The following is a 22,720-nucleotide window of genomic DNA, read 5'->3' as shown; positions in this document are numbered from 1 at the left end:
CCCCGGGGGCGCCCCCACCCTTGCTTGGTCCCTTTTTGGGGTGCGTCTCCGGGGGCCCCCCGGGGGGGGGCCGCCGGGGCCCGCCCCCGGCGGGGGGGGGGGGGGCGCCCGGGGGGGCCCCCCCCCCCGCCTCCGTCGTCCGTGCGCGGGCCGCGCCGGGCGGCTACCAGTCGACCGCGCCGTCGTCGTCGAAGAAGCCGCCGGTGGGGCCGTCCTCTCCGAGGGTGGCCAGGCGGACGACGATGCGGGCGCCCTCCTCGACCGTGCGGGTCCCCTGGTGGCGGTTGAGGTCGGTGGCCACGTAGCCGGGGGTCGCCGAGTTGACCTTCAGCGGGGTGCCGGCGAACTCGCGGGCGTAGTGCAGGGTGAGCGAGTTCAGTGCGGCCTTCGACGAGTTGTACGCCAGCAGGAGCCGGTGCGGGGCCTCGAAGTCCGCGGCCTTGGCCAGGGATCCCAGGCGACTGGAGAGGTTGACCACCCGCCCGGCCGGCGCCTCGCGCAGCAGCGGCAGCAGGGCGTGGGTGGTGGCGATGACACCGAAGACGTTGGTGGCGTAGATGCGGGAGGCCAGCTCGGCGGTGGTCTCGCTCGGCGGGAGGTCCTCCTCGACGATGCCGGCGTTGTTGACCAGGACGTCGAGCCTGCCGTAGGTGTGCCCGACGGCGGCCGCGGCGGACTTGACGGTCTCCTCGCGGGTGACGTCGAGGGTGAGGGCGCGGGCGTCGACGCCGCTCTCGCGCAGGGCGGCGGCCGTGCGCTCGCCGCGGTCGGTGTCGCGGGCGCCGACGAGGACGGTCATCCCGCGCAGGCTCAGCTGCCGGGCGGTCTCCCGGCCGATGCCCTTGTTGGCACCCGTGACGAGGGCGACCGGGCGGGGGTGCTGCGTCATGGTTGTTCTTCTTCCTGTCCGGGGGGACGTGCGAAGTCCGGCACCGGACGTGCCGGTGCCGGACTTCACCGGTCGGGGAGCCGGATCGGCGGCTCAGTGGATGCCGAACATGCGGCACGGGCCCGCGAAGCCCTTGCGGTGGCGGATCAGGCCGACGACGGCGGTGGCGCCGACGTCGGGGACGGTGTGGAGGTTCGCGATGTTCTCCACGCCGTAGCGCAGGTCGCCCAGCACGATGCGGTGGGCGCCCGGGTCGTCGATCTGGAGGTTCTTGGAGGCGTCCAGGCTCGGGGTGTCGGTTCCGGCGGCCACGATGGAGCGCTCGCGGACCAGGAGTTCGGCCGCGTCGAAGCCGAGCCCGGGGAAGTGGGGGATGCCGTCGGCGTCGCGGTTGATGTAGGCGCCGGGGGTGTCGATACGGGGGCACCAGCCGGAGTCCATGACGACCAGGGCACCGTCCGGGATCCGGCCGTGGCGGCGTTCCCAGGCGAGGATGTCGTCGGCGGTCAGGGTGGTGTCGGGGTCCTTCGCGGCCCGCTCGCCGATACGGATGACGCACAGCGGGGCGATCAGCCGGTCGATCGGGATCTCGTCCGTGTAGACGGGGCCGTCGATGAGGTGGGCCGGACCGTCGACGTGGGTGCCGGTGTGCTCGTCGATCTCCAGCTTGTTGGCATTGAAGCCCTCGGAGGCGATGTCGGCGAAGTGCTCGATGTTCGGCTTCAGCACGATCGGTTCGAGGACCGGGAAGTCGTTGCCGAAGGCGTGGGTGAGGTCGCTGACCCGGCTGCCCCGGATGAGCGGGGCGGGGGTCCGGGGGCGTTCGGCCGGCCGGGCGCCGTCCTGGCCGGACGCGGCGTCCTGGGCGGTGCCCGCGTCGGTCGCGTGGTCGGCGCAGCTGTGTCCGGGCTCGCCGTGGACCAGCTCCATCACCTGGGGGCTGCACATGGGAGGGGCTCTCCTTGGTCGGTTTCGTCGGTCGTGTGGTTCTCGGAGGGGGAGGGCGGCGGCCGGGTGGGGGACCGGCCGCCGGGCGCCGGGGGAGGGCGCGGGAAGGGTGCGGAAGGTCAGGCCGCGGCGGGGGCGTTCGCGGTGCTGTGGTCCTCGACGCGGCTGCCGCGGATCAGCCAGGTCGGGCCCTGGGCGATGCCGGCGATGCGCTCGAAGAACGCGGCGAAGTGCGGGCCGGCCATGTGCCGGTCGAACGCGGCGGCGTCGTCGTAGACCTCGTCCAGGTAGAAGCGGTTGGGGTCCACCTCGTCCTCGACGAGCTCGAAACGCTGCGTGAACGGCTCGTCCACGGCCGAGTCACGGGCGTCCGCGTGGGCGGCGGCGATGAACGTCTCGCGGTGCTCGGGCTGGACGTCGAAGGCGACGGCGACGTGGTACATGGGGGTGCTCCTGGGGGTGGGGACGTACGGGTCGGGGTGGTGGGGCGTCAGTCGCGCAGGGCGGGCGCCTTGGGCGCGGTCGCGGGGGCACCGGCCGGGGCCGCCGCCGTGACGGGGACCGTGCTCTCGCCGCGCCGGCGCGGGCGCACGGCCCGGTTGCGGCCGGAGCGCAGTCCGAGGACCAGTTCGGGGAGGGTGAAGGCGGCCAGCAGGACCAGGGAGACGGTCCAGCCGCCGGTGGCGCCGTGCAGCAGGCCGAGCAGGAGCGGGCCGGCGATACCGCCGGCGAGGTAGCCGATCGTCTGCACCATGCCCGAAAGCTGGGCGGCGGTCTGCGGGTTGGGCGAGCGCATGCCGATGAAGGTGAGGGCCATGGCGTGTCCGGCGCCCAGGGTCACACCCAGGACGGCGACCCACAGGGCGGCCGCGGCCGGCGCCCACAGCAGGCCCAGCAGGCTGACCGCGCCGGCCACCGCGATGGCGACCACCATCGGAGAGGTGCCCTTGCGGCCGACGAGGATCGGGGCGAACAGCGCGCCCGGCACGCTGACCAGCATCGCGACGGAGAGCAGCGCGCCGGAGGAGGAGTTGCTGTAGCCCAGGTCGGCGAGGATCGTGGGCAGCCAGCCCAGGGCGGTGAAGTACACCAGGGCGCGCAGCGCCAGGTAGCCGGTGACCTGCCAGGCCATGGCGTCGCCGAGCAACGAGCCCTGGTCGGCGGCCGGTCCGGCGGCGGCCGGGGCGGGCCTGGAGTTCTTGAGCAGGGGAAGCCAGGCGACCAGGCCGACCGCGGCGGGGATCGCCCACAGGGCGAGGGAGCCGCTCCAGCCGTCGGTGGCGTCGCGCAGCGGGACGGCGAAGCCGGCCGAGAGGGCCGCGCCGGCGCTGAGGATGCCGGTGCCGATGCCGGTGAAGAGGCGGACGCGGTCGGGGAAGGCACTCTTGATGACCGCCGGCATCAGGACGTTGCCGATCGCCAGGCCGGCCCCGGCGAGGGCGGTTCCGACGAACATCGCCCAGACGGACTGGTCCAGTCGGAGCAGGATGCCCGCGATCAGCAGGACGAAGCCGAGCACCAGGGCGCCGGGGGTGCCCATGCGGCGGGAGAGGGCGGGTGAGACCGCCGCGAAGATGCCCAGGCACAGCACGGGCAGGGTGGTGAGCAGACTGATGGCCGAGTCGCTGAGCGCGAGGGACTGCTGTAAGTCGTCGAGTACGGGCGAGACGCTGCCGATGGCGGGGCGCAGGTTGAGCGCCAGCAGGCTCAGCCCCACGGTCGTGGCCACGGTGCTCGCGCGGTTGCCGGATCGGTGGTCGGACACGGAGCTCCTCCTAACCGGGAGAACAGAGGGGTACGGTTTCGATGAAATAGATGATGCGTGACGACCATAAGATGTCTTACATCTGGGTGTCAATCGATGGCTGTAAGAAACCTGTCAATTCGGGGAGGTGCCGGTCGTGACCGGTACCTCCCCGAACAGCCGTGCGTGCAGGGAGTGTTCCACGGCGTGCCGGAGTACGGCCCGCCGGCGGCGGGCCGTACGGACGCGCAGCAGCGCCCGGACGTCCGCCTCGTCGTCCACCGCGGCGAGGCCGAAGCCCTGACCGCTGTCGCTGGTGTGCGTGTCCATGGCAGTGCCCTTTCGGAACGGAGTGGGGCCGGGGAGATGGGGTCAGTGGACGGCGGCCAGCTCCTGGGCGCGGGGCCGGGCGCAGGCCGTCGGAGCCCAGTCGGCCAGCACCGCCCCCACGGTCATTCCGCCCCCGAACCCGGCCAGCAGCACGCTGTCGCCGTCGGCGAACAGCCCCTGGCGGTGGGCGAGGTCCAGGGTGACCGGGACGGAGGCGGAGCCGGTGTTGCCGTACCGCTCCATCGCCAGATGCATGGTGGCGCCGGTCAGGCCGAGGGCGGGCCAGACCTCGCCGAGCATCACCGCGTTGGCCTGGTGCGGGACGAAGTGCCGGATGTCCCCGGGCCGTACGCCCGCCTTCGCCAGCAGCTCGTGCAGCGCCCCCGGCAGGTTGTCCTGCACGAAGCTGCGCACCCCGCGCCCGTCCATGCGGAAGAAGTGGGCGCCCTCGCGCAGGGTGCGGTCGTTCGCCGGCATCCGGCTGCCGCCTGCGGGCACGCTGATCAGCCGGTACTGGTCCCCGCGCGTCAGCAGGCTCGTCTCCCGTATGCCCCGGTCCGCGGCGACGGTGCCGAGCAGCGCGGCCCCGGCCCCGTCCCCGAAGAGGAGGGCGGTCTTGGGGTCGGAGTAGTCCAGGATCCGGGAGTAGATGTCGGCGCCGATGACCAGGGCGTAGCGCCCGGGTTCGGCCGCCCGCAGCAGCCGCTCGGCCACCGTGGTGGCGTAGACGAAGCCGCTGCACACGGCGTTGATGTCGAAGGCGGCGGCGTTCTCCGCCCCGATCAGGTGCTGCACGATGCTCGCCGTCGCCGGCTGCGGGTGGTCGGGCGTGGACGTGGCCAGCACGATGTACGCCACGTCCCGCGCGGCCACGCCGGCCTGTTCGAGGGCCGCCCGGGCCGCGCGGGCGGCCAGGTCGGAGGTGGCGTCGCGGTCGTCGGCCCGGCGCCGCTCGCGGATGCCGGTCTTGCGCACGATCCACTCGTCGGACACCCCCGAACTGCGGGCGATCTCCTCGTTGCCGACGACCGTGGGGGGCAGGTAGGAGCCGGTGGCCAGGATTCCGATGCGATTCATGGTGTCTCCAGTGGTGTGGCGGGCCGCCGGGTGCGGCCCGCCGCGAGGTCAGGCATGCCCGCCGGCCTCCAATGTCCTCCAGCCGTGGCGGCGGGCGTGGGCGGCCAGTTCGGGGTCGTCGCCCACGGCCACGGGACGGCCCACCGCGCTCAGCAGCGCCAGATCGCTGCTGTGGTCCCCGTACCCCGAGCAGTCGGCGAGGTCGAAGCCGCGCAGGGCCGCGCTGATGTGCACCGCCCGGCCCTTGGCCGCGCCGATCATCGGAACGAGCACCTCGCCGGTGAGCAGCCCGCGCCGGACCACCGGGCGGGAGCCCAGCGCGTGGTCGGCGCCGATGTCCTCGGCGATGGGCTGGAGGCAGGCGAAGAAGGAGCCCGAGAGCAGGACCACGGAGTGCCCCGCGGCCCGGTGACCGCGTAGTTCCCGCTCCACCGCCGGAAGGTACGGGCCGCCGGGCTGCTCCCGCTCGTGGGCGAACCAGGAGCGCCCGCTGCGCTCCAGGTCCTCGACGGACTCCCCCGCGAGCAGCTCGTAGTAGCGCCGGTTGATCCGCTCCCGCGGCTCACCGCGCCGGGCCGCCTCGCGCAGGCCGTCCACCAGCCGTTCGTAGGTGGCGGGTGGCTCGCCGCGCCGACGCAGGTGGAACGCGAGGAAGCGGAACATGCTCTTCACGCGGATCAGCGTCTCGTCCACGTCGCTGAACGCCGCTGCGGTCACCGCCCCCGCCGCGGTGCCGGCGAGCGGCGCCCGCGCCGCGGTCGTGGTGGCTGTCATCACGGTCATGCGTGCCGTCCTTTCCGTGCGCTCAGGACGACATCCGTGTCAGGACGAAGGAGAAGACGCACAGCGACTCGCCCCGCTGGGTCGCCTCCACCCGGACCGGAACCTGCTGGAGGGCCGCCACGCGCTCCCGGTCCGGCCCGTCCGCGTCCTCCGGCTCCAGGACGCCGCCCTGGGTGTAGACCGGGCCGCCGGGGCCGGACTCCGGCCCGCCGCCCGCCCGGGCGGTGAGCACCGTCTCGTCCTCCAACTCGCCGAACCGGGTGAAGAGCACGTCGATCTCGGTGACGAGGGTCTTCGCGCCGGCCAGCCCCCGGACGTCGAGCGCGGCGAACAGGGCCAGCTGGCGCGCGCCTTCGGCGATGACCATGCCCGGCAGGTGGTCCTGCGGGTGGTCGAACATGCTCGCGTGCTGGGCCGGTATCCGCAGCAGGGCCTGCGCGGTGTCCCCGGCCGCCACGGTGTCCACCAGGACCACGTTGTCCGGGTTGGCGCGCCCGACCAGGTGCGGGGCCAGGGGGGTGCCCGGCGTCCTCGCCGGGTACGCGGCCGAGGAGGGCAGGGCCAGGCCGTCGCGGTTGTTGAGCCGCAGGGTGAGGTAGCCGGTGGGCGTCTTGAAACGCAGCCCGACCGCCCCCTGGCCGATCACGACGCCGCCCACGGTCAGGTCGAACTCGTAGTCCAGTCCGGTGACCCGGCCCTCGCGCTCCTTGCGGCTCACGATGCTGACGCGCAGCGCGAGGGCGATCGGGGCCGATCTCACCACGACCATCTGCGGCCGGTCCAGGCGCAGCCGCAGGTGGGTCAGGATGAACTTGTTGTCGGACGGGACCCCGTAGAAGCGGTGTGCCCCGGCCAGCGCCGCCTGCCGGCAGGCCTCCAGGAGCAGGAGCGGGTCGTAGCAGCCGGGGCGCAGCAGGTGGTCCCCGTAGTAGGCGTGCGAGCGGGGCAGCTGGACGCCTGCGGCGTAGCGCTGGTCGTCGATCGGCTGGAGGTCCGTCAGGAAGACTTCTCCCAGGGCGTCCCGGTGGACCAGCAGCCGGTCCACGGTACGGGAGTAGTCCAGCGCGGGGAGCGCGGCGGGCGGCGCGGGCGGCGCGGGTGCGGCCACGGGCGCGGCGGCGGGTGCAGTGGTCATGGGGCCTGGCTTCCTGTCGCGGTGGGTGGTTCCTGTGGGTGGTCGGTGCGCGTACGGGGAGGTGGCCGCGGCGGACCGGGGGGCCGGTCCGCCGCGGCCGCGCCGGTCCCCGCCGGCGGGGGAAGGCGGCGGGGACCGACGGGATCAGGCCGGGTAGACGTCGCCCGGCAGCTTGCGGTCGGCGCCCACGGTGCCGATGTGCCAGTACGGGTAGGGCGCCGGGGTCTCGCTGACCTTGTCGAGACGGGCCAGCTCGTCCTCGGTGAGGCTCCACTCCATCGCCCGGAGGTTGTCCTCCAGCTGGTGCGGCTTGGTCGCACCGACCACGGCCGAGGCGATGGCGGGCTTGGCCAGCACCCAGTTGAGCGCGACCTGCGCCACCGTCGCGCCGCGGTCCTCCGCGATCTGCGCCATCGCGTCGACGATGTCGTACGCCTGGTCGGGGTCGGTCAGCGGCGCCGACTCGGCCGGGGTGCGCTGCGAGAGCCGGCTGCCCTCGGGGCGACCCTCGCCGCGGCGGTACTTGCCGGTGAGGAAGCCCCCGGCCAGCGGGGACCAGGCGGTGATGCCGACGTTCTGGTCCACGGCGAGCGGGATGATCTCGCGCTCCAGGTCGCGGGCGGCGATGTTGTAGTAGCCCTGGTAGCAGACGAAGCGGCTGAGGTTGCGGCGCTCGGAGACCGACAGCGCCTTCATCAGCTGCCAGCCGGCGAAGTTGGAGACGCCGATGTAGCGGACCTTGCCGGAGCGGATCAGGTCGTCGAGCGCGCGCAGGGTCTCGTCCAGCGAGGTGCGCGGGTCGAAGCCGTGGATGTGGTACAGGTCGATGTAGTCGGTGTTCAGCCGCCGCAGGCTGGCCTCCACCGCGGCGAACAGGTGGTGGCGGGTGGCGCCGATGTCGTTCGGGTCGTCCGTGATGCGCCAGCGGCCCTTGGTGCCGATGATGACCCGGTCGCGCACCTTGCCGAGGGTGCGGCCGAAGAACTCCTCACCCATGCCGTTCTTGTAGACGTCGGCGGTGTCGAAGAAGTTGATGCCCGCGTCGAGGGCCTGGTCCATCATGCGCAGCACGTTGGAGTCGTCGACGGTGCCGAACTCGGACCAGTTGCGGTCCTCGGCGCCCAGGAAGCTCGCCCCGCCGCCGAAGGTCATGGCGCCGAAGCACAGTTCGGAGACGGACAGGCCGGTGTCGCCCAGGTAGCGGTAGCGCATCTTCTCTTCTCCCGTTGTCGATGTGTAAGATTGCGATGAACCATAAGACATCTGATAGTAGTCGTCAATGAGATGGAGGGGCGCTCATGTCCACCACACCGCTTCCGGACCCGGAGCCCTATGACGTCCTCGTCGTCGGCGCGGGCCCTGCCGGGATGACGGCCGCCTGCGAACTGCTGCGCCGCGGCGTGCGCGTGCGCGTCATCGACCGCGCCCCCGAACCCTCGCCGCTGCCCAAGGCCCTGCTGGTCTGGCCGCGCAGCCTCGACCTCTTCGAGGACCTGGGGATCCTGGACGAACTGCGCGAGGCGGGCCTGCAGATCAACGCCTTCAGCTACTTCTCCGACCGCCGCCGCCTGGCCACCTTCGACTTCCCCCAGCACCTCGCCCCGCTCTGCCTCCCGCAGAACGAGACCGAGGCGGTCCTGCGCCGCCGGCTGCTCTCCCTCGGGGGCAAGGTCGAGCACGGCGTGCGCCTGCTCACCCTCGAGGGCATCGACTTCTCCGGCCGCATCGACGGCACCGACCCCGTCACCGCCGTACTGGAACACTCCGACGGCCGTATCGAGCGCACCCGCGCCCCCTTCGTCGTGGGCACCGACGGAGCCTCCAGCGCGGTGCGCGCCCAGCTGGGCAGCGGCTTCGACGGGAGCACGTACGAGAGCGCCTTCGCCCTGGTCGACGCGCGGATCGAGGGCGACCTGCCGTCCGACCAGGCCCTGTACTACCAGTCGCCCGCCGGGGCCCTCGTCATCGTGGCGCTCCCCGACGGGGTCTACCGCTTCTTCTCCAGCCTCGCCCCCGGCGAGGCGTCCGGCCTGGAGCGGATGCAGCAGATCGTCGACGAGCGGGGCCCGCGCGGGGTCCGTCTCGTCGAGCCCCTCTGGGAGACGGTCTTCCGCATCCACGCCCGACACGCGAGCACCTACCAGCTGGGCCGGGTCTTCATCGCGGGCGACGCCGCCCACGTCCACAGTCCCGCCGGCGGCCAGGGCATGAACACCGGCATGCAGGACGCCCACAACCTCGCCTGGAAGATCGCCGCGGTCGTCCGGGGCGAGGCCCCGTCCGCTCTGCTCCTCGGGTACGGGGCCGAGCGTTCCGCGGTGGTCCGGCGGGTGGTGCGCGACACCGACATCCAGACCCGGGGCTGGCTGGTCCGCGGCCGGCTCGCCGTCGCCGCCCGGGACGCCGCGTTCCGCGCCGCCGAGCGCACCGGCGCCTTCCGGCTCTACGCGCCCGTCATGGCGGGCCGGCGCCTGTCCTACCCCGCCCTCCGTCCCAGTCAGCTGCCGTCCGGCCGCACCGGCTGTGCGGCCCGAGCGAAACTGCCCGGAGCGCTCGAGGTGGGCGCGGTCTTCCCCAGGGAACTGGCCCTCCCGCACGGGATCGCCGGGCCGGCGGCGGAGGCTCCGTCCTGGACCCTCGCCGTGGTCGGCCGGGGCAAGGCCGCGGCCTGGCGCACCCAGCTGCGCGCCCTCGCCTCGCCCTGGCCGCAGGTGCGTGCGGTGGACCTCGCCGCCGGATCGGTCCGGCGTTCGACCGGCTGCGGCCGGACCGGCTACTACCTGATCCGGCCCGACGGGCACATAGCCGCGCACGGCCACGAGCGCGACACCGGCCACCTGCTGGAGGAGCTCACCACCTGGCTGGGCCCGGCCGCGGGTGCCTGACGCCCGGCACGGCACGGACGGCGCCGCCCCCGACACCGCGACACGGTGCCGGGGGCGGCGCCGTGTCGGGGCAGGGACAGCGTTTGGGGTCCCGCCCGGGGGTCCCGTCCGGCGGGCAGCCCGAAGGGGGCGGCCGCACGGCCGCCCCCTTCGTCGGTGCCCGGGCCCGCACGCCCGGGCCGGATCAGACCGCGGCCCGCTCCCCGTCCCGGGCGCAGGACCGCCCGAGGGAGAGCCCACCCGTGGTCAGCAGGTCCAGCAGCTGGGCCAGTTCGCGGTCCTCGGGCGTCGCGGTACGGAAGACGAAGTGCCTCAGCCCCGCCTGCTCGGGACCGCCGAAGAACCGGAAGAAGCCGATGTCCGCGCCCTGCGGAGCGAAGCTCTCGTAGAGGAACACCAGCCCGCCGTCGGCGGTCAGCCCCCGTCCGGCGGCGATCAGATCACCCGCGGCCGCCTCGTACACGATGTCGAAGGAGCCCTCGAAGCCGTCGGAGACCGCGTCCGGGGTCATCACCCGACGGGCACCCAGCCGGGCCACCTCGGCGGCCTCGCCGGCGTCCCGCACCACGGCGGTCACCTCGGCGTCCAGCGCGGCCGCGAGCTCCACCAGCAGCCGGCCGATGCCCCGGCCCGCTCCGGTGACCAGCACCCGGCGGCCGGTCACCGAGCCGGCGCCGCGCACCATGCGCAGCGCGGTCAGCACCGCGACCCGCAGCGCCGCGGCCTGCTCGAAGCTGACGTGGTCGGGCAGGACCACGGCGTACTCGGAGGGCAGGGTCATGCACGATCCCCACTCGGTACCCGTGGCCACGCCCACCACCCGGTCGCCGGGCTGCGGGCTGAACCCCTCGGGGGCCGCCTTGAGGACGACCCCGGCGACGTCCCAGCCCGGCAGCCAGCCCTCGGGGAGCGGCTCGGCCCGGATCATCTCGTCGATTTCGGGGGCCACCGCGCGCACGGCGATCAGGATCTCGTCCTCGGCCTGCTCGGCGGCGCCCTGGAGGGAAGGAAGGGTGGGGGACTGGTAGGACATGGAAGTTCCTCTCGTACCTGGTGGTGTTTCCTCGTACGGCTCGTGATCCAGCGTGGGGTGGGGCGGTGTGTCAGAACTCATCGGCGGCCAGCGCGGAAGTGCCGTCGAGGCGCTCCACGGAGACGACGTCGAAGACCTCGGGCTGGTCCAGGACGAAGGCGGGCAGGCTCAGCCGGCTCTCCAGGACCTGGTACCGGATCCAGTCGTGCGTGTAGTGGTCGTCGGGTACGCCGGGCGCCAGGAGCACCCGGAGCTGCACCCGCTGCCCGCGGCCCACGGCCACCTGGGCGGCCGTCACCTCCCCCGTGGCCAGGGCCGAATCGACCAGCTCCCGGGCCGAGACCCCGCGCCCGTGGAGCCGGAAGTGCGGGTCGGCGGGGCCCAGCAGCCGGATGGCCGGACCCGCGGCGCCGCAGACGCAGGAGGCGTACTCGGCGCGCTCCTCGGTCGCGTACCGGATCAGCGGGGGGTCGCGGCGGGCGTCGAGGGTGGTGACGAGGACCTGCCCGTCGACCACCTCGAGGTGCTGGTGCGGCAGCGGGTGGTAGAGCCCCGTGAGGCAGTGGGGCCCGTGCCGTCCGGCGACCCCGGTGGCCGGAGTCCCGTACAGGCGCCAGACCTGCGTGTACGGGAAGCGGTCGGAGAGCAGGGAGTCGGAGGTGGTGTCGTGCAGGGTGCCGCCCAGCAGCAGGGTGCGCAGCCAGGGGAGCGGCCGGCCGGCCCCGGCGGCGCCCGCCAGCCGTGCGACGGTCTCGGGCGGGGCGCTCAGGGCGGTGACCCCCGTACGGGCGAAGAAGTCCAGCCACGCGTCCTGGGCGCCGTCCGGCAGTGGGCCGAGCGGCAGACAGGCGGCGCCCGACGCGGCGGCGAAGCGGTTGAAGAAGTGGTGGTCGGGGCGCAGGCGTTCGCAGGAGTGCAGGTTCGTCAGGACGTCGGACGGGCCGAGCGGGCGCCACGCGCCGCGCACCCGCTCGGCGAACAGGTCCGCCGGCAGCAGGCTCAGCGAGGGCGTGCGGACGGTGCCGCCGTCCGCCCAGATCAGCGAGGCGGCCGGCCGGGACCCGGAGACCAGCGCCTCCTCGGTCGCCAGCGCCAGCTCCTGACGGGTCAGTACGGGAAGGTCCGTCAGCCGTACCGGGCCGTCGGCCAGGACGGGGGCGTACTTCGCCCGGAGCGAGGGGACCCGTAAGGCCCGGCGCAACAGGTCCGGCAGTTCACCGGGCCCCTCCGGTGCCTCCGCCCGCGTGCCTGCTCCTGCCCCTGCTCCGGTGCCTGGTGACGCCGTGTGCTGTGACGTGCGCGGAGCCAATGGAGTTCACCCCTTCTCGCTCACAGGTCTCTCAGATCTGACTGGAGTTCATTTTTGGGCTTGGATCTAACTTTCTACTACAGGTCAACAAGTTTGGGAAGCGGGATAGTTCGCGGAGTGCTCCCATCCGGATATGGCCTCCGATCCATCATTGTTCTCAAGTACAGACTTGAACTACGATCGAGGGGCGGTGGAGCTGCGGGGGAGGCGGCTCCCGCGCACTCACATCGGACGAGGGGGCAGTCGTGGAATCGTGGAAAGAAGAGACGACCGTGGCGGTCGTCGGCATGGGATGCAGGTTTCCCCAGGCCAACAGCGTCGGGCAGTTCTGGGACAACCTGGTCGCCAACACCGACTCGGTGACCGAGGTACCGCAGGACCGCTTCGACATCGACGCGTACTACGCACCCGGGCCGGGGGTCCCGGGCAAGACGGACTCCCGCTACGGCGGTTTCCTGGACGACCTCTTCGGCTTCGACACGGAGTTCTTCGGGATCTCCCCCGCCGACGCGGCGGCCATGGACCCGCAGCACCGCCTCCTGCTCCTCGTGCTGCGCGAGGCGCTGGACGGGGCGGGCATCCGGCCCTCGTCGCTGGCGGGCACCCAGGCCGGGGTCTTCATCGGCCAGGCCACCGCGGAGTACGCCCGGGGCGAGGACCTGAACGTCCACACCCTCAGGGAGGTCGCGGGCAGCGGCGTACGGGCGATGGCCGCCGGCCGCATCTCCTACGATCTCGACCTGCGCGGCCCCAGCGTCACCCTCGACGCGGCCTGCTCCTCGTCGCTGGTCGCCGTCCACATGGCCCGGCAGAGCCTGCTCACCGGGGAGAGCGACCTCGCCGTCGCCGGTGGGGCCAACGTCATCCTCTCCCCCCACGAGGCCGTGGCCTACTCCCAGGCCGCGATGCTCTCACCGGGCGGACGCTGCCGGTTCGGCGACACCGCCGCCGACGGCTTCGTCCGCAGCGAGGGCGTCGCCGTCGTCGTCCTCAAGCGCCTGCGCGACGCCCTCCACGCCGGCGACCCGGTCCTCGCCCTGCTCCCCGGCAGCGCCGTCACCAACGACGGCCGCGCCAGCGGTTCCCTGATCCGCCCGGCCGTCCCCGGCCAGACCGCGATGATCAGGGGTGCCTGGCGCAGCGCCGGGGCGGACCCCAGCCGGCTGGACTACGTCGAGGCCCACGGCACAGGGACCCCGACCGGGGACGAGGTCGAACTCCTCGCGCTCGCCGAGGCCGTGAGGGGCCACCGTCCCGCCGACCGGCCGCTGAGGATTGGCTCGGTGAAGACCAACATCGGCCACGCCGAAGCGGCGGCCGGCATCGCGGGCCTCGTCAAGACGGTGCTGATCACCCAGCACCGCCTCGTCCCCGCCTCGCTGCACGCGACCAGCCCGCACTCCTTACTCGCGGGGCAGGACGCTCCCCTGCGGCTCGTCACCCGCAACGAGCTCGTCCCCGCCCAGGGCGGCTCCGACACCGTCGTGGCCGGCGTCAGTTCCTTCGGCCTGTCGGGCACCAACGCCCACGTCGTCGTCGCCTCACCCGCCCCCCGGCCCGACGTACCCCGGCACGGCCTCAGCGAACTGCCCCCGGACCGCCCCACCCACCTGCTGGTCCTCAGCGCGCACTCGCCCGCCGCCCTGCGCCGCCTCGCCGCGGCCCACGCCGCCCACCTCGCCCCCGGCGGGGCGGGCCGCGAACACCCCCTGTGGGACCTGTGCGCCACCGCCGCCCTCAAGCGCGACGCCCACCCGTACCGCCTCTGGGCGACCGGCGCCGACCACGACGGACTCGCCCGCACCCTGCGCGCCCTCGCCGAGGACCGCCCCACCCCGGACGGCGGTACGGGAGAAGCCGGGTTCGCCGGCCCGCGCCGCCCCGTCTTCGTCTTCCCCGGCCAGGGATCCCAGTGGTCCGGCATGGGCCGTTCGCTGCTGGCCTCCTCGCCCGCGTTCCGCGCCGCCCTGGACGCCTGCGACACCGTCGTCCGGGCCGAGACGGGCAGGTCCGTGCGCGAGGTCCTCGCCGAGGAGGGTGACGACTCCCTCCCCGACCGGGTCGACACGATCCAGCCCCTGCTGTGGTCGGTCCAGACGGCCCTGGCCGCGCACTGGCGCGACATGGGCGTCGAGCCCGAGGTCTGCGTGGGCCACAGCATGGGCGAACCCGCGGCCGCTGCCGCCACCGGAGCGCTCTCCCTCGCCGACGCCGCCGCCGTCATCTGCCGCCGCAGCGCCCTGCTGCAACGCACCACCGGCCAGAACGCCATGATGGCCGTGGAACTCCTGCACGAGAGAGCCGAGGCCCTCGTCGCGGACGAACCCGGTGTCTGCGTGGCCGCCGAGAATGCCCCCACCAGCACCATCCTGGCCGGAGACCGCGCCGGACTGCGCCGGATCGCCCGTCGCCTGGAACAGCAGGGCGTCTTCCACCGCCTCGTACGGACCAACGTCGCCTCGCACTGCCCGGCCATGGACCCCCTGCGCGACGACCTGCTCGACCTGCTCGCCCACGTCACACCCCGCCGCGCCCGCACGGCGATGCACTCGACGGTCCGCACCGCCTACCTCGACGGGACCGAACTCGACGCCGGGTACTGGGCGGACAACCTCCGCCGCCCCGTCCACTTCGCCGACAGCGTCCGGCACCTGGCCAAGGAGGCCGAGCACGTCTTCGTCGAGATCAGCCCCCACCCCCTGCTGAGCCCCGCCGTCGAGGAGACCCTCCAGGAGCTGGGAGCCCCCGTCGCCGTCGTCACCTCCACCACCCGCCGGCTGCCCGAGGGCGAGGCCCTGTCCCTCGCTCGCTCCCTCGGCGCCTACTTCACCCTCGGCGGTCCCGTGCGCTGGGACCGCTGGTTCCGCGACCGGGCCCGCCCCGCCCCGCTCCCGGCCTACCCCTGGGAGGCCGAGCCGCTGCGCCGCCGCCTCCCGGCCGCGGTCCACGCCCCCGCCGCGGGGAGCCACGTCGCGGACATCCCCTACGACCACCGGATCGCCGGGATCAGGCTGCGCGGCCTCACCCCCGTCCCCCCGGTCGCCCACCTCGCCCACCTCCACGACCTGGCCCGCGCCTCCGGCCACGCCGAAGAGGTGACCCTGACCCGCGTCGTCGTGGGCGGGGGGCTCGTGGAGGCCCCCGCCGAAGGGGCCGTCCGCACCGTCCGGATCCGGCTGGATCCCGGCCGCCCCGGCACGTACACCGCCCGCGCGGACGCCCTCGGCGGGGACCCCGTCCCCTGCCTGCGCGCCGAGCTGCACACCACCCCCGCACCGCCCTCCCGCCACGGCCGGGCCACTGTCGACGACGCGCTCGCCCGCTGCCGCCGGCACCTGACGCCCCGGGAGTTCCTCGCGGGCGCCGCCCGCCGCGGGTACGAGGTGCTGCCCGCGATACGGACCCTGCGCCACCTGTGGCTGCGGGGTGGCGAGGCCGTCGCCCAGATGTCCCGGCCCGGGTCCGGCATGCCCGCCCACGGAGCCTGGGAGGCCTGCTTCCTCCCGCTGATCGCGGCCCTGCCCCATACTCCCGGGGACCACCGGGCCTACACGGCGGAGGCCTTCGAACAGGTCCGTTTCCACGCGGACCTCACCGAGGAGTTCTGGGTCCACGTCACCGTCGCCCCCCTCCTGCGGGGGAACGCCGCGCGCGCGGAGGTCCACGTCCTCGGCCCGGACGGGCGCCTGCTGGCCGAGTTCCGCGGCATCCGGCTGCGCCGCGTCGGCGTCGCCCCGCCCCTGGCCGTCCGGCTCCAGTCGGCCCTCGCCGTCCCGCTGCGGACCGCCTCGGCCGCCGCTGGCGTGCTGCGCGGCTCCTCGGGAGCCCTCGGCCGGCTGCGCGGTGAGGCGCAACCGCGGCCGTACCCGGCCCGTCCCACGTATGAGCGGACGCCCCCGTCGCAGGGGACGGAGAGGAGAGCGGAGGCGGACCTGCGGGAGGAGCGGCCCGAGGACCGCACCGGCCTGTTCGTCGACCGAGCGGCCCGGGTCCTGGGAATGGTGCCCGAACGCATCGACGTCCGGCGGTCGTTGCGCGACTACGGCATCGACTCCCTGACCGCCACACAGCTCAGCCGTGACCTGCGCAGCACCCTGGACTGGGAGATCCCGATGCGCCAGCTCCTGGGCGGCGAGAGCATCCGGGACCTCACTGCCGGAGCGGCCGCGTGACGTGTGATCGACCACAGAAGATGGACTGTGATTCATAAATTGATCGTGATACAAAAGGTCGAAGGTGCCGGTGCGGCGGGACGTCTCCCGTCGCTGGTCACGTCAGGAGGCCAGCGGCCTTGCGCGCCGGCGGTCGCGCGACAGGAGAGCACATGACCAGCACCATCGCCGCAGATGCCCCACAAGGCCGCAGGGAGCGCAACAAGCAGCGCGTCCGGGACAGCATCTACGACGCGGCCATCGAGCTCTTCGCGAGCCAGGGCTACGACCAGACCACGGTCGACGAGATCGCCCACAAGGCCGACGTGGCGCGCGGGACCTTCTTCAACCACTTCCAGAAGAAAGAGGACCTCATCACCGAATGGGGGGCCAAGCGCCGTACCGTCCTGCGCGAAGGCCTCGCCGTCACCACCGAGGACGACCCCCGCCGCGCACTCCTGGAGTGCATGGCCCTGCTCGCCGACATCAGTCTGCGCGACAGCGCCCTGACCCGGGCCCTCACCACGGCCTGGGTCAAGGCGGGCTACGTCCTCCAGGAGGAGCCCTTCCTCAGCGACATGCTGAGCGAGTTCGTGAACGAAGCCCGCCGGCGGGGCCAGGTCGCCGAAACCGTGGACCCGCGCCTCGCCGGTCTCCTGCTGCGCGACGTCTACCTCGGCACCGTCTTCCGCTGGGCGCGGAGCCCGGAGGGCGAGCGGGACCTGGCGGCCGACCTGCGCACCGCCTGCGAAACCGTCCTCGACGGCATCATGCCGCTGCCGGCCCGCCGTTCCTGACGCCCCGCCGCTGTCCCCACCGGACAGGGGCGGGGACGGACGGGGGCGGCAGGGACGGCAGGGGCCTCAGTTCCCGCCCAGGACCTCCAGGAGCCGGGCGGCGAAGCGGGACGGGTGCTCGGCGCAGCCCACGTGGCCGCCCGGGAACTCCGCGAAGCGGGCGCCGGTCAGGTCCGCCAGCCGGGTTGCCGGGCCGTACAGGGCCGGGATCGACCGCGAGTCCTCCCCGGCCGCCAGGACGAGGCGGGCGGCGGAGGCCGTCAGGGCGGGGACGTCCGGGTTGCTGCCGGTGAACGGGGCCAGGACGTGCTCCAGGAAGAACGGCTGGTTGGCGTACATGCGCGGCGCCATCTCCAGGATCTCGGGCGGCAGTTCGGCGGGCTCCTCCCGCCGGGCCGGCTCCCCGCCCAGACCCTCGCCCAGGCGGGCCATCGCCTCGCCCGGCCCCCGGGTCCGCGTCAGCTCGCGCACCTCGGCGAAGAGCGCCCGGTACGGAGCGGGATCCTCCAGCACCTCCACCAGCGGCGGCTCGTGCGCCACCACCCGGCGCACCCGCTCCGGGTGGCGGGCCAGCAGCCCGAGCGCGGCGACGGCGCCCGCGCTGCACCCGAGGACGTCCGCGGGCTCGCCGGGGGAGACCAGCTCCAGCACCCGGCGGGCGTCGTCGGCCCAGTCCTCCACGCGCTGGTCGGCGGCCGGGCCGTCGAGGGTGCTGCGGGACTGGCCCCGGGGGTCGTACGAGACCACGGTGCGCCCGGCGGCGGCCAGGGCCGGTGCCATCCCCGCGTACAGGCCGGCGTCCGCGCCCCCGCCCGGGATCAGGAGCAGGACGGGGCCCTCGCCCCGCCGCTCGTGGTACAGGGTGGCCCCCGGGACGGCGAGCGTCCCGCCGGCGGGTGTGGTGGTGGTCATTCCTTCTCCCCCTCGTGTGTCGTCGGCCAGTTCTCCAGGGCCACGTGGAGTGCGTCGAGCCCGCGCGCCCAGGACGTCCGCACCTCGCGGGAGTGCCCGAAGGCCCCGCTCAGCTCCAGGTGGACGTAGCCGTGGAAGGTGCTGCGCAGCAGCCGGGCCGCGTCCGTCAGGTCCGGGTCCTCCAGCCCGTAGGCGCGCAGCATCCCGTAGGTCAGCTCCACGCTGCGCAGGAGCCCGGCCGAGCCGGCCACCTCCTCCGGGTCGAACCGCATCTGCGAGGCGGCGTACCGGCCCGGGCGTTCCAGGGCGTACGCCCGGTAGGCGTCGGCGAACGCGACCAGCGCGTCCTTGCCCGACCGCCCGGCGACGGCGACCGCGATCCGGCCGGTCATCTCCTCGCCGGCCAGCAGCGCCACCCGCACCCGCAGGTCCCGCAGGTTGCGCACGTGCGAGTACAGGCTCGCGTCCTTGACGCCGAACCGCCGCGCGAGCGCGGACAGCGACACGTTCTCGATGCCGGCCTCGTCCGCCATCTCGGCGGCCGCCTCCGTGAGCCGTGCGGCGCTGAGTCCCGCGCGCACCATACGGCGCCTCCCCTCGGGTCCTGGCACAAGCCTTGGCTGGTTGTTCCAGGCTTGAACCTAGGGGGTCTAGGTTTTGGTGTCCAGCCGGTTTCCGGACCGGGCTAACGGGCGGTCAGTTCGGCGGTGTAGTCGCGCAGGGTGATGTTCTCGGCGGCCTTGCGGGCCATCCGCGCGGGCAGGTTCTTCCCCGGCAGGTACGGCATGACCTTGTAGTAGCGGTTGAGGAACGCCGCGAGCAGCCGGCTCTGGGGGACCATCAACCTGGCGACCCCGTCGCCCGTCTTCTGGCAGCCCTCCGCGTACGCCCGCATCTCCCGCTCGTACCGGGCGAAGGCGGTGCGGTGGTCGCCGCGCGCGGCGGCGAGCTCGCCGGCGAGGACGTACGCGCCCACCAGCGCGAGCCCCGAGCCCATGCCCGACAGGGGCGACGGGCAGTACGCGGCGTCGCCGAGCAGCGCGACGCGGCCGCGCGACCAGCCGTCCATGCGCACCTGGCCGACCGAGTCGAAGTAGAAGTCCGGGGCGTGGCGCATCTGCTCCAGCAGGTGGTCGCTCTGCCAGCCGTTGCCCGCGAACCGCTCGGTGAGCAGCGCCTGCTGGCGCGCCACGTCGCGGCGGTCGAGGTCCAGCAGCGGCGAGCCGAAGTAGAAGACGCCCTTGGCCTCGGTGTTCCCGCGGGCGCTGTACATCGACACGAGCCGGCCGGGGGTGAGGTAGGCGTGCCCGGTGTGGTCGAGGCCGAGGTGGTTGGCCGTGGTGAAGACGGCGCAGTAGACGCCGAGGTGCCGGACGAAGCGCTCCTCCGGCCCGAAGACCAGGGAGCGGGTGCGCGAGTGCATGCCGTCGGCGCCGACGACCAGGTCGAAGCGGCGGGGCGCGCCGTGCTCGAAGGTGACGTGCACGCCGTCGGCGTCCTCGGCGAGGGAGGCGATGGAGTCCCCGAAGACGTACTCGGTGTGCTCCTTCGTGGCGTCGTACAGGATCCGGGCCAGGTCGCCCCGGAGCACCTCCAGGTCCCCGGCGAACAGGTCGGCGGGGAGGTCCGCCAGCCGCCTGCCCGCGCTGTTCACGTACGACATCGAGCCGGTGCCGGTCCGGGCGGCCTCCAGGGCGTCCAGGATCCCCATGCGGCGCAGCACCGCCAGGTGGGCCTCGCCGCGGAAGTCGACCGCGTAGCCGCCGTCGCGCAGGGCGGGGGCGCGCTCGACGATGGTGGGGGCGAAGCCGTGGCGGTGGAGCCAGTAGGCCAGCGCGGGGCCGGCGACGGAGGCGCCGGAGATCAGGACGGTCCGGGCGGGGGTGGTGTGCGCGGTGGTGTTCGTCATGTGCCCCAGGGTGCGCGGGGGCGCTCACCGCGCGGTCACCGCCGGCTCACCGCCGGGCCGCTGCCCGTCCGCTGCCGGTGGCAGCCGGTGTGGCGTGGCTCGACGTCACCTCCCGCCTGGGCAGGGTGCACAACGCCCTCGGCGCCGCCGGCGGCCCCGAGGGCTCCGACGGCGTCGTCGAGGTCCGGGCCCGCACCTCCATGGGCGACATCGTGATCACCCGGGCCGCCTGACGGCCGCCGCCCGGGACCGGCCGCCAGGCAGGTACCGGGACCGGCCGCCAGGCGGGGACCGGCCGCCGGACAGGGCCCGGCTTCCTCCGCAGGATTGCTCAGATCGCCGTCAAGTCCGTCTCAACCTCCGTGATGGCGTGCCCGCGCCTGCCTAGTGTGGCCAGCCGGAAGGCCATGACGTGCCGAGTGGCCGGTCGAGCCGCAGGGGGATGATGCGATGTCCGGCATCCGCACACGAGAAGAGCCGACGACCACCCGGGAGACCCGCGTCCCCGGCCAGCGCAGGGTGACCCTCAGCCGACTGCCCTGCCTGGAGGGGCTGACCAGGTCGGGCATGACCTTCGCGCCCGCGATGCCGCAGCGGACCTGGGAGGAGATCGGCACCCAGCTCCGCGACCTGGCGAGCTCGTCGGCGTGGTGGCTCGGTGACTGGCTCCTGTTCGGGGAGAACGCCTACAGCGGCCGGTACCGGGACGCCGTGGAGCGGACCGGGCTCGACTACCAGACCCTGCGCAACTACGCCTGGGTGGCGCGCAGGTTCGAGCACGGCCGGCGCCACCACGCGCTCAGCTTCGCGCACCATGCCGAGGTGGCCCGCCTGGCCCGGCCGGAGCAGGACTACTGGCTGCGCCGCGCCGAGGAACAGCGGTGGTCGCGCAACGAGCTCCGCAGACAGCTCCGGGCCGGCCTCGCCGAACAGTGCGGCGGGGCGGCGCCGGACACCGCCGACGAGGCGGCGACGCTGCGGATCGAGCTGCCGAGACCGGACCTGGAACGGCTCCTGGAGGTGGCGGCCGCCTGCGGGCTCAGCCTGAACGACTGGGCGGCCCATGTCCTCCAGTCCGCCGTCCAGGACCGGGCCGGACTCCCCGCTGTGCCCCAGGGGGCGTCCGCGACGTAGCCCCTGCCCCGCGGCGCTCCCCCAGCTACCGCTGGGGGGTGCCCCCAGGCATGCCCCCTCGCCACACCGGGCGTCCAGTACGGGGGCTTGCACCCGGCACGCCGAGAGCACGCCCCGGCCGCCGCGGGCCCGCCCTTCGGGCGGACGGCGCTACGGTGCGGACACCCCCTGGCGGCCCCCCGGGACGGGGTTGTCGAGAGTGAGGGCGGTGCAGCGGACCCCGCCGCCGCCCTTGCGCAGCTGCGCCGTGTCGAGTTCGATCACGGTGGAGCCCCGCTCCCGCAGGGTCGCGGCCAGCCGGGGCGCGCCGGTGGTCATCGTCACGGTCGTGCCGTCGCTGATCAGGTTGAGGGCGAAGGCCCGGGCTTCCACGGGGGAGACCTCGATGAGCTCCAGCCCGAGGGAGCGCAGCACGCCGACGCTCTCGGCCTCCAGCGCGCCGGGGTAGTAGGCGAGCGTGCCTTCGTCGATCACGGCCACGGCCAGGTCCAGGTCGTACCACTCGGCCCCGGCCGTGCGCAGCGGCACCACCTGGTGGCCGGTCAGGTCCGCCAGGACGTCGTGCATCCGGCGGTCCGTGCGCTGTCCGTGGCCGGCCAGCAGCAGGTCCCCGCAGGCCAGGGTGTCGCCCTGGCCGCTGAAGGCGTACGGGGCGTCGAACACGTCGATGCCGTTCTCCTTCAGCCACGACCGGAAGTACGGGATCTCGGCGGCGCGGGCGGCGGGCGGGTCGCCCAGCACGGCGCGGTCGCCGCACACCCAGGCCCCGTTGGCCGTGTACACCATGTCGGGGCACTCCGGAGCGGACGCCATCCGGCGGACCGTGCGGCCGGCCGCGACGTGGGCGGCGGCGATCGCGTCGTGCTCGGCGACGGCGGCCCCGGTGTCCGGCTGGACGCCGGTGTCCATGTACGGGTTGATCACGTAGTCGATGCGGAAGTGGGTGGCGTCCGACATCAGCAGTTCGGTGTTCATCCATGGGCTCCAGGGGCGGGGTTGAGGGGCCTGGGGTGGCGGGACTGGTCTGGACGGTGGCAGAGCCGGGCGGACCCGAGCGGAACGGAAGGCGACCGGCGGGTGGTGTCCGTTTGGCCCGCACGGGTCGGCCGCGGCGGCGGGTCCGGCGCCGGACGGCGGTCGCGGCTCCCCGGCCACGGGCCGCGCCGTCCGGGGCGCCGCCGTGCCCGAACCCTTCGCGCCCGCCCGGCCGGTGGTTCGGTGGCGGTCGGCCGTGGCCGCGTTCGAGCATGGCAAGGGCGCCCTCGATCGGGCAATGCCCGAGCCCCTCCACCCCCCCCACCTGTCCCGCCGGCGGGACACGCACCGCGCCTGCCGCGCCGCGCCGCGCTGTGCCGTCCGCCGAGCCTGCCGCCCCGCGCTGCTGCCCAGCGCCTGCCGCCTCGCGCGGCCGCGCCTGCGTGCCGCACCTGCCGCCCCGCGCTGCCGCACCTGCCGCCCCGCGCTGCCGCGCCGCCCCGCCCCGCGCTGCCGCGCCGCGCCTGCCGCCCCGCGCTGCCGCGTCGCGCTGCCGCGCCGCCCCGCGTCGCGCTGCCGCGCCGCCCCGCGTCGCGCTGCCGCGCCGCCCCGCGCTGCCGCGCCGCCCCGCGCCGCGTTGCCGCGCCGCGCCTGCCGCCGTGTCCCGCTGTGTCCGATCGCCCCGGCCCCGGGTCCCTTCGGATTCCGG

At 74.3% G+C, this 22,720-nt stretch carries 20 protein-coding genes; 5 read left to right on the top strand and 15 right to left on the bottom strand.

The window, feature by feature from the left end:
• Nucleotides 1-163: 163 nt before the first annotated feature.
• The 9 genes from ACFY15_RS28165 to ACFY15_RS28125 form a co-directional block, all read right to left on the bottom strand.
• Nucleotides 164-889, bottom strand: coding sequence for an SDR family oxidoreductase (locus tag ACFY15_RS28165; protein ID WP_390826296.1), 726 nt, complete (start codon nt 887-889; stop codon nt 164-166).
• A gap of 93 nt (nt 890-982) precedes the next feature.
• Nucleotides 983-1,837, bottom strand: a complete 855-nt coding sequence (locus ACFY15_RS28160; protein WP_390690408.1) for a cyclase family protein — start codon at nt 1,835-1,837, stop codon at nt 983-985.
• Nucleotides 1,838-1,956: 119 nt separating this feature from the next.
• On the bottom strand, nt 1,957-2,280 hold the full coding sequence (locus tag ACFY15_RS28155; RefSeq protein ID WP_390690407.1) for a putative quinol monooxygenase: 324 nt from the start codon (nt 2,278-2,280) through the stop codon (nt 1,957-1,959).
• A gap of 47 nt (nt 2,281-2,327) precedes the next feature.
• Complete coding sequence (locus tag ACFY15_RS28150; RefSeq protein ID WP_390690406.1) at nt 2,328-3,602, bottom strand: MFS transporter; 1,275 nt, start codon at nt 3,600-3,602, stop codon at nt 2,328-2,330.
• A gap of 114 nt (nt 3,603-3,716) precedes the next feature.
• Nucleotides 3,717-3,911, bottom strand: a complete 195-nt coding sequence (locus tag ACFY15_RS28145) for a hypothetical protein (RefSeq protein ID WP_390690405.1) — start codon at nt 3,909-3,911, stop codon at nt 3,717-3,719.
• A 42-nt stretch (nt 3,912-3,953) separates the two neighbouring features.
• Nucleotides 3,954-4,988 (bottom strand): 3-oxoacyl-ACP synthase III family protein, encoded by a 1,035-nt coding sequence (locus ACFY15_RS28140; protein WP_390826295.1) that lies wholly within the window; start codon nt 4,986-4,988, stop codon nt 3,954-3,956.
• Nucleotides 4,989-5,036: 48 nt separating this feature from the next.
• Nucleotides 5,037-5,771, bottom strand: a complete 735-nt coding sequence (locus tag ACFY15_RS28135; RefSeq protein ID WP_390690403.1) for an HAD family hydrolase — start codon at nt 5,769-5,771, stop codon at nt 5,037-5,039.
• A 22-nt stretch (nt 5,772-5,793) separates the two neighbouring features.
• On the bottom strand, nt 5,794-6,906 hold the full coding sequence (locus ACFY15_RS28130; RefSeq protein ID WP_390690402.1) for a ScbA/BarX family gamma-butyrolactone biosynthesis protein: 1,113 nt from the start codon (nt 6,904-6,906) through the stop codon (nt 5,794-5,796).
• 144 nt (nt 6,907-7,050) lie between these two features.
• The gene (locus tag ACFY15_RS28125) at nt 7,051-8,118 is read right to left on the bottom strand and encodes an aldo/keto reductase (protein WP_390690401.1); all 1,068 of its coding nucleotides are present in this window, start codon (nt 8,116-8,118) and stop codon (nt 7,051-7,053) included.
• An 86-nt stretch (nt 8,119-8,204) separates the two neighbouring features.
• On the opposite strand from ACFY15_RS28125, the gene ACFY15_RS28120 reads away from it, so the two are divergent.
• Complete coding sequence (locus tag ACFY15_RS28120) at nt 8,205-9,791, top strand: FAD-dependent monooxygenase (protein WP_390826294.1); 1,587 nt, start codon at nt 8,205-8,207, stop codon at nt 9,789-9,791.
• Nucleotides 9,792-9,975: 184 nt separating this feature from the next.
• Here the strand turns inward: ACFY15_RS28120 and ACFY15_RS28115 are convergent, their stop codons facing one another.
• Nucleotides 9,976-10,824, bottom strand: a complete 849-nt coding sequence (locus tag ACFY15_RS28115) for a hypothetical protein (protein WP_390690399.1) — start codon at nt 10,822-10,824, stop codon at nt 9,976-9,978.
• A 70-nt stretch (nt 10,825-10,894) separates the two neighbouring features.
• Complete coding sequence (locus tag ACFY15_RS28110) at nt 10,895-12,025, bottom strand: hypothetical protein (RefSeq protein WP_390690398.1); 1,131 nt, start codon at nt 12,023-12,025, stop codon at nt 10,895-10,897.
• Between the two features lie 353 nt (nt 12,026-12,378).
• Here ACFY15_RS28110 and ACFY15_RS28105 point away from each other — a divergent pair, with 353 nt between their 5' ends.
• Complete coding sequence (locus ACFY15_RS28105; RefSeq protein ID WP_390826293.1) at nt 12,379-16,305, top strand: type I polyketide synthase; 3,927 nt, start codon at nt 12,379-12,381, stop codon at nt 16,303-16,305.
• Between the two features lie 152 nt (nt 16,306-16,457).
• Nucleotides 16,458-17,081: a TetR/AcrR family transcriptional regulator gene (locus ACFY15_RS28100; protein WP_390690396.1), complete on the top strand. Its 624-nt coding sequence runs from the start codon at nt 16,458-16,460 to the stop codon at nt 17,079-17,081.
• Nucleotides 17,082-17,147: 66 nt separating this feature from the next.
• Here ACFY15_RS28100 and ACFY15_RS28095 read toward each other — a convergent pair whose 3' ends face one another.
• The 3 genes from ACFY15_RS28095 to ACFY15_RS28085 all read right to left on the bottom strand — a co-directional run bounded on the left by ACFY15_RS28095 (nt 17,148) and on the right by ACFY15_RS28085 (nt 19,902).
• Nucleotides 17,148-17,993, bottom strand: a complete 846-nt coding sequence (locus ACFY15_RS28095) for an alpha/beta fold hydrolase (RefSeq protein WP_390690395.1) — start codon at nt 17,991-17,993, stop codon at nt 17,148-17,150.
• On the bottom strand, nt 17,990-18,577 hold the full coding sequence (locus ACFY15_RS28090; protein ID WP_390690394.1) for a TetR-like C-terminal domain-containing protein: 588 nt from the start codon (nt 18,575-18,577) through the stop codon (nt 17,990-17,992). Before ACFY15_RS28090 ends, ACFY15_RS28095 begins: the two co-directional genes overlap by 4 nt.
• A gap of 101 nt (nt 18,578-18,678) precedes the next feature.
• On the bottom strand, nt 18,679-19,902 hold the full coding sequence (locus ACFY15_RS28085) for an FAD-dependent monooxygenase (RefSeq protein ID WP_390826292.1): 1,224 nt from the start codon (nt 19,900-19,902) through the stop codon (nt 18,679-18,681).
• An 89-nt stretch (nt 19,903-19,991) separates the two neighbouring features.
• On the opposite strand from ACFY15_RS28085, the gene ACFY15_RS28080 reads away from it, so the two are divergent.
• Both ACFY15_RS28080 and ACFY15_RS28075 read left to right on the top strand, forming a co-directional pair.
• Complete coding sequence (locus tag ACFY15_RS28080) at nt 19,992-20,135, top strand: hypothetical protein (RefSeq protein ID WP_390690392.1); 144 nt, start codon at nt 19,992-19,994, stop codon at nt 20,133-20,135.
• Between the two features lie 217 nt (nt 20,136-20,352).
• Nucleotides 20,353-21,036, top strand: a complete 684-nt coding sequence (locus ACFY15_RS28075) for an LmbU family transcriptional regulator (protein WP_390826291.1) — start codon at nt 20,353-20,355, stop codon at nt 21,034-21,036.
• Between the two features lie 150 nt (nt 21,037-21,186).
• Here the strand turns inward: ACFY15_RS28075 and ACFY15_RS28070 are convergent, their stop codons facing one another.
• Nucleotides 21,187-22,011: a dimethylarginine dimethylaminohydrolase family protein gene (locus tag ACFY15_RS28070; protein ID WP_390690390.1), complete on the bottom strand. Its 825-nt coding sequence runs from the start codon at nt 22,009-22,011 to the stop codon at nt 21,187-21,189.
• Nucleotides 22,012-22,720 lie beyond the last annotated feature (709 nt).

The sequence above is a fragment of the Streptomyces sp. NPDC001373 genome (assembly GCF_042895815.1).
Lineage (GTDB): Bacteria > Actinomycetota > Actinomycetes > Streptomycetales > Streptomycetaceae > Streptomyces.
Note: the sequence above shows the minus strand (reverse complement) of the source record. Positions and strands in the feature narration are given on the sequence as shown.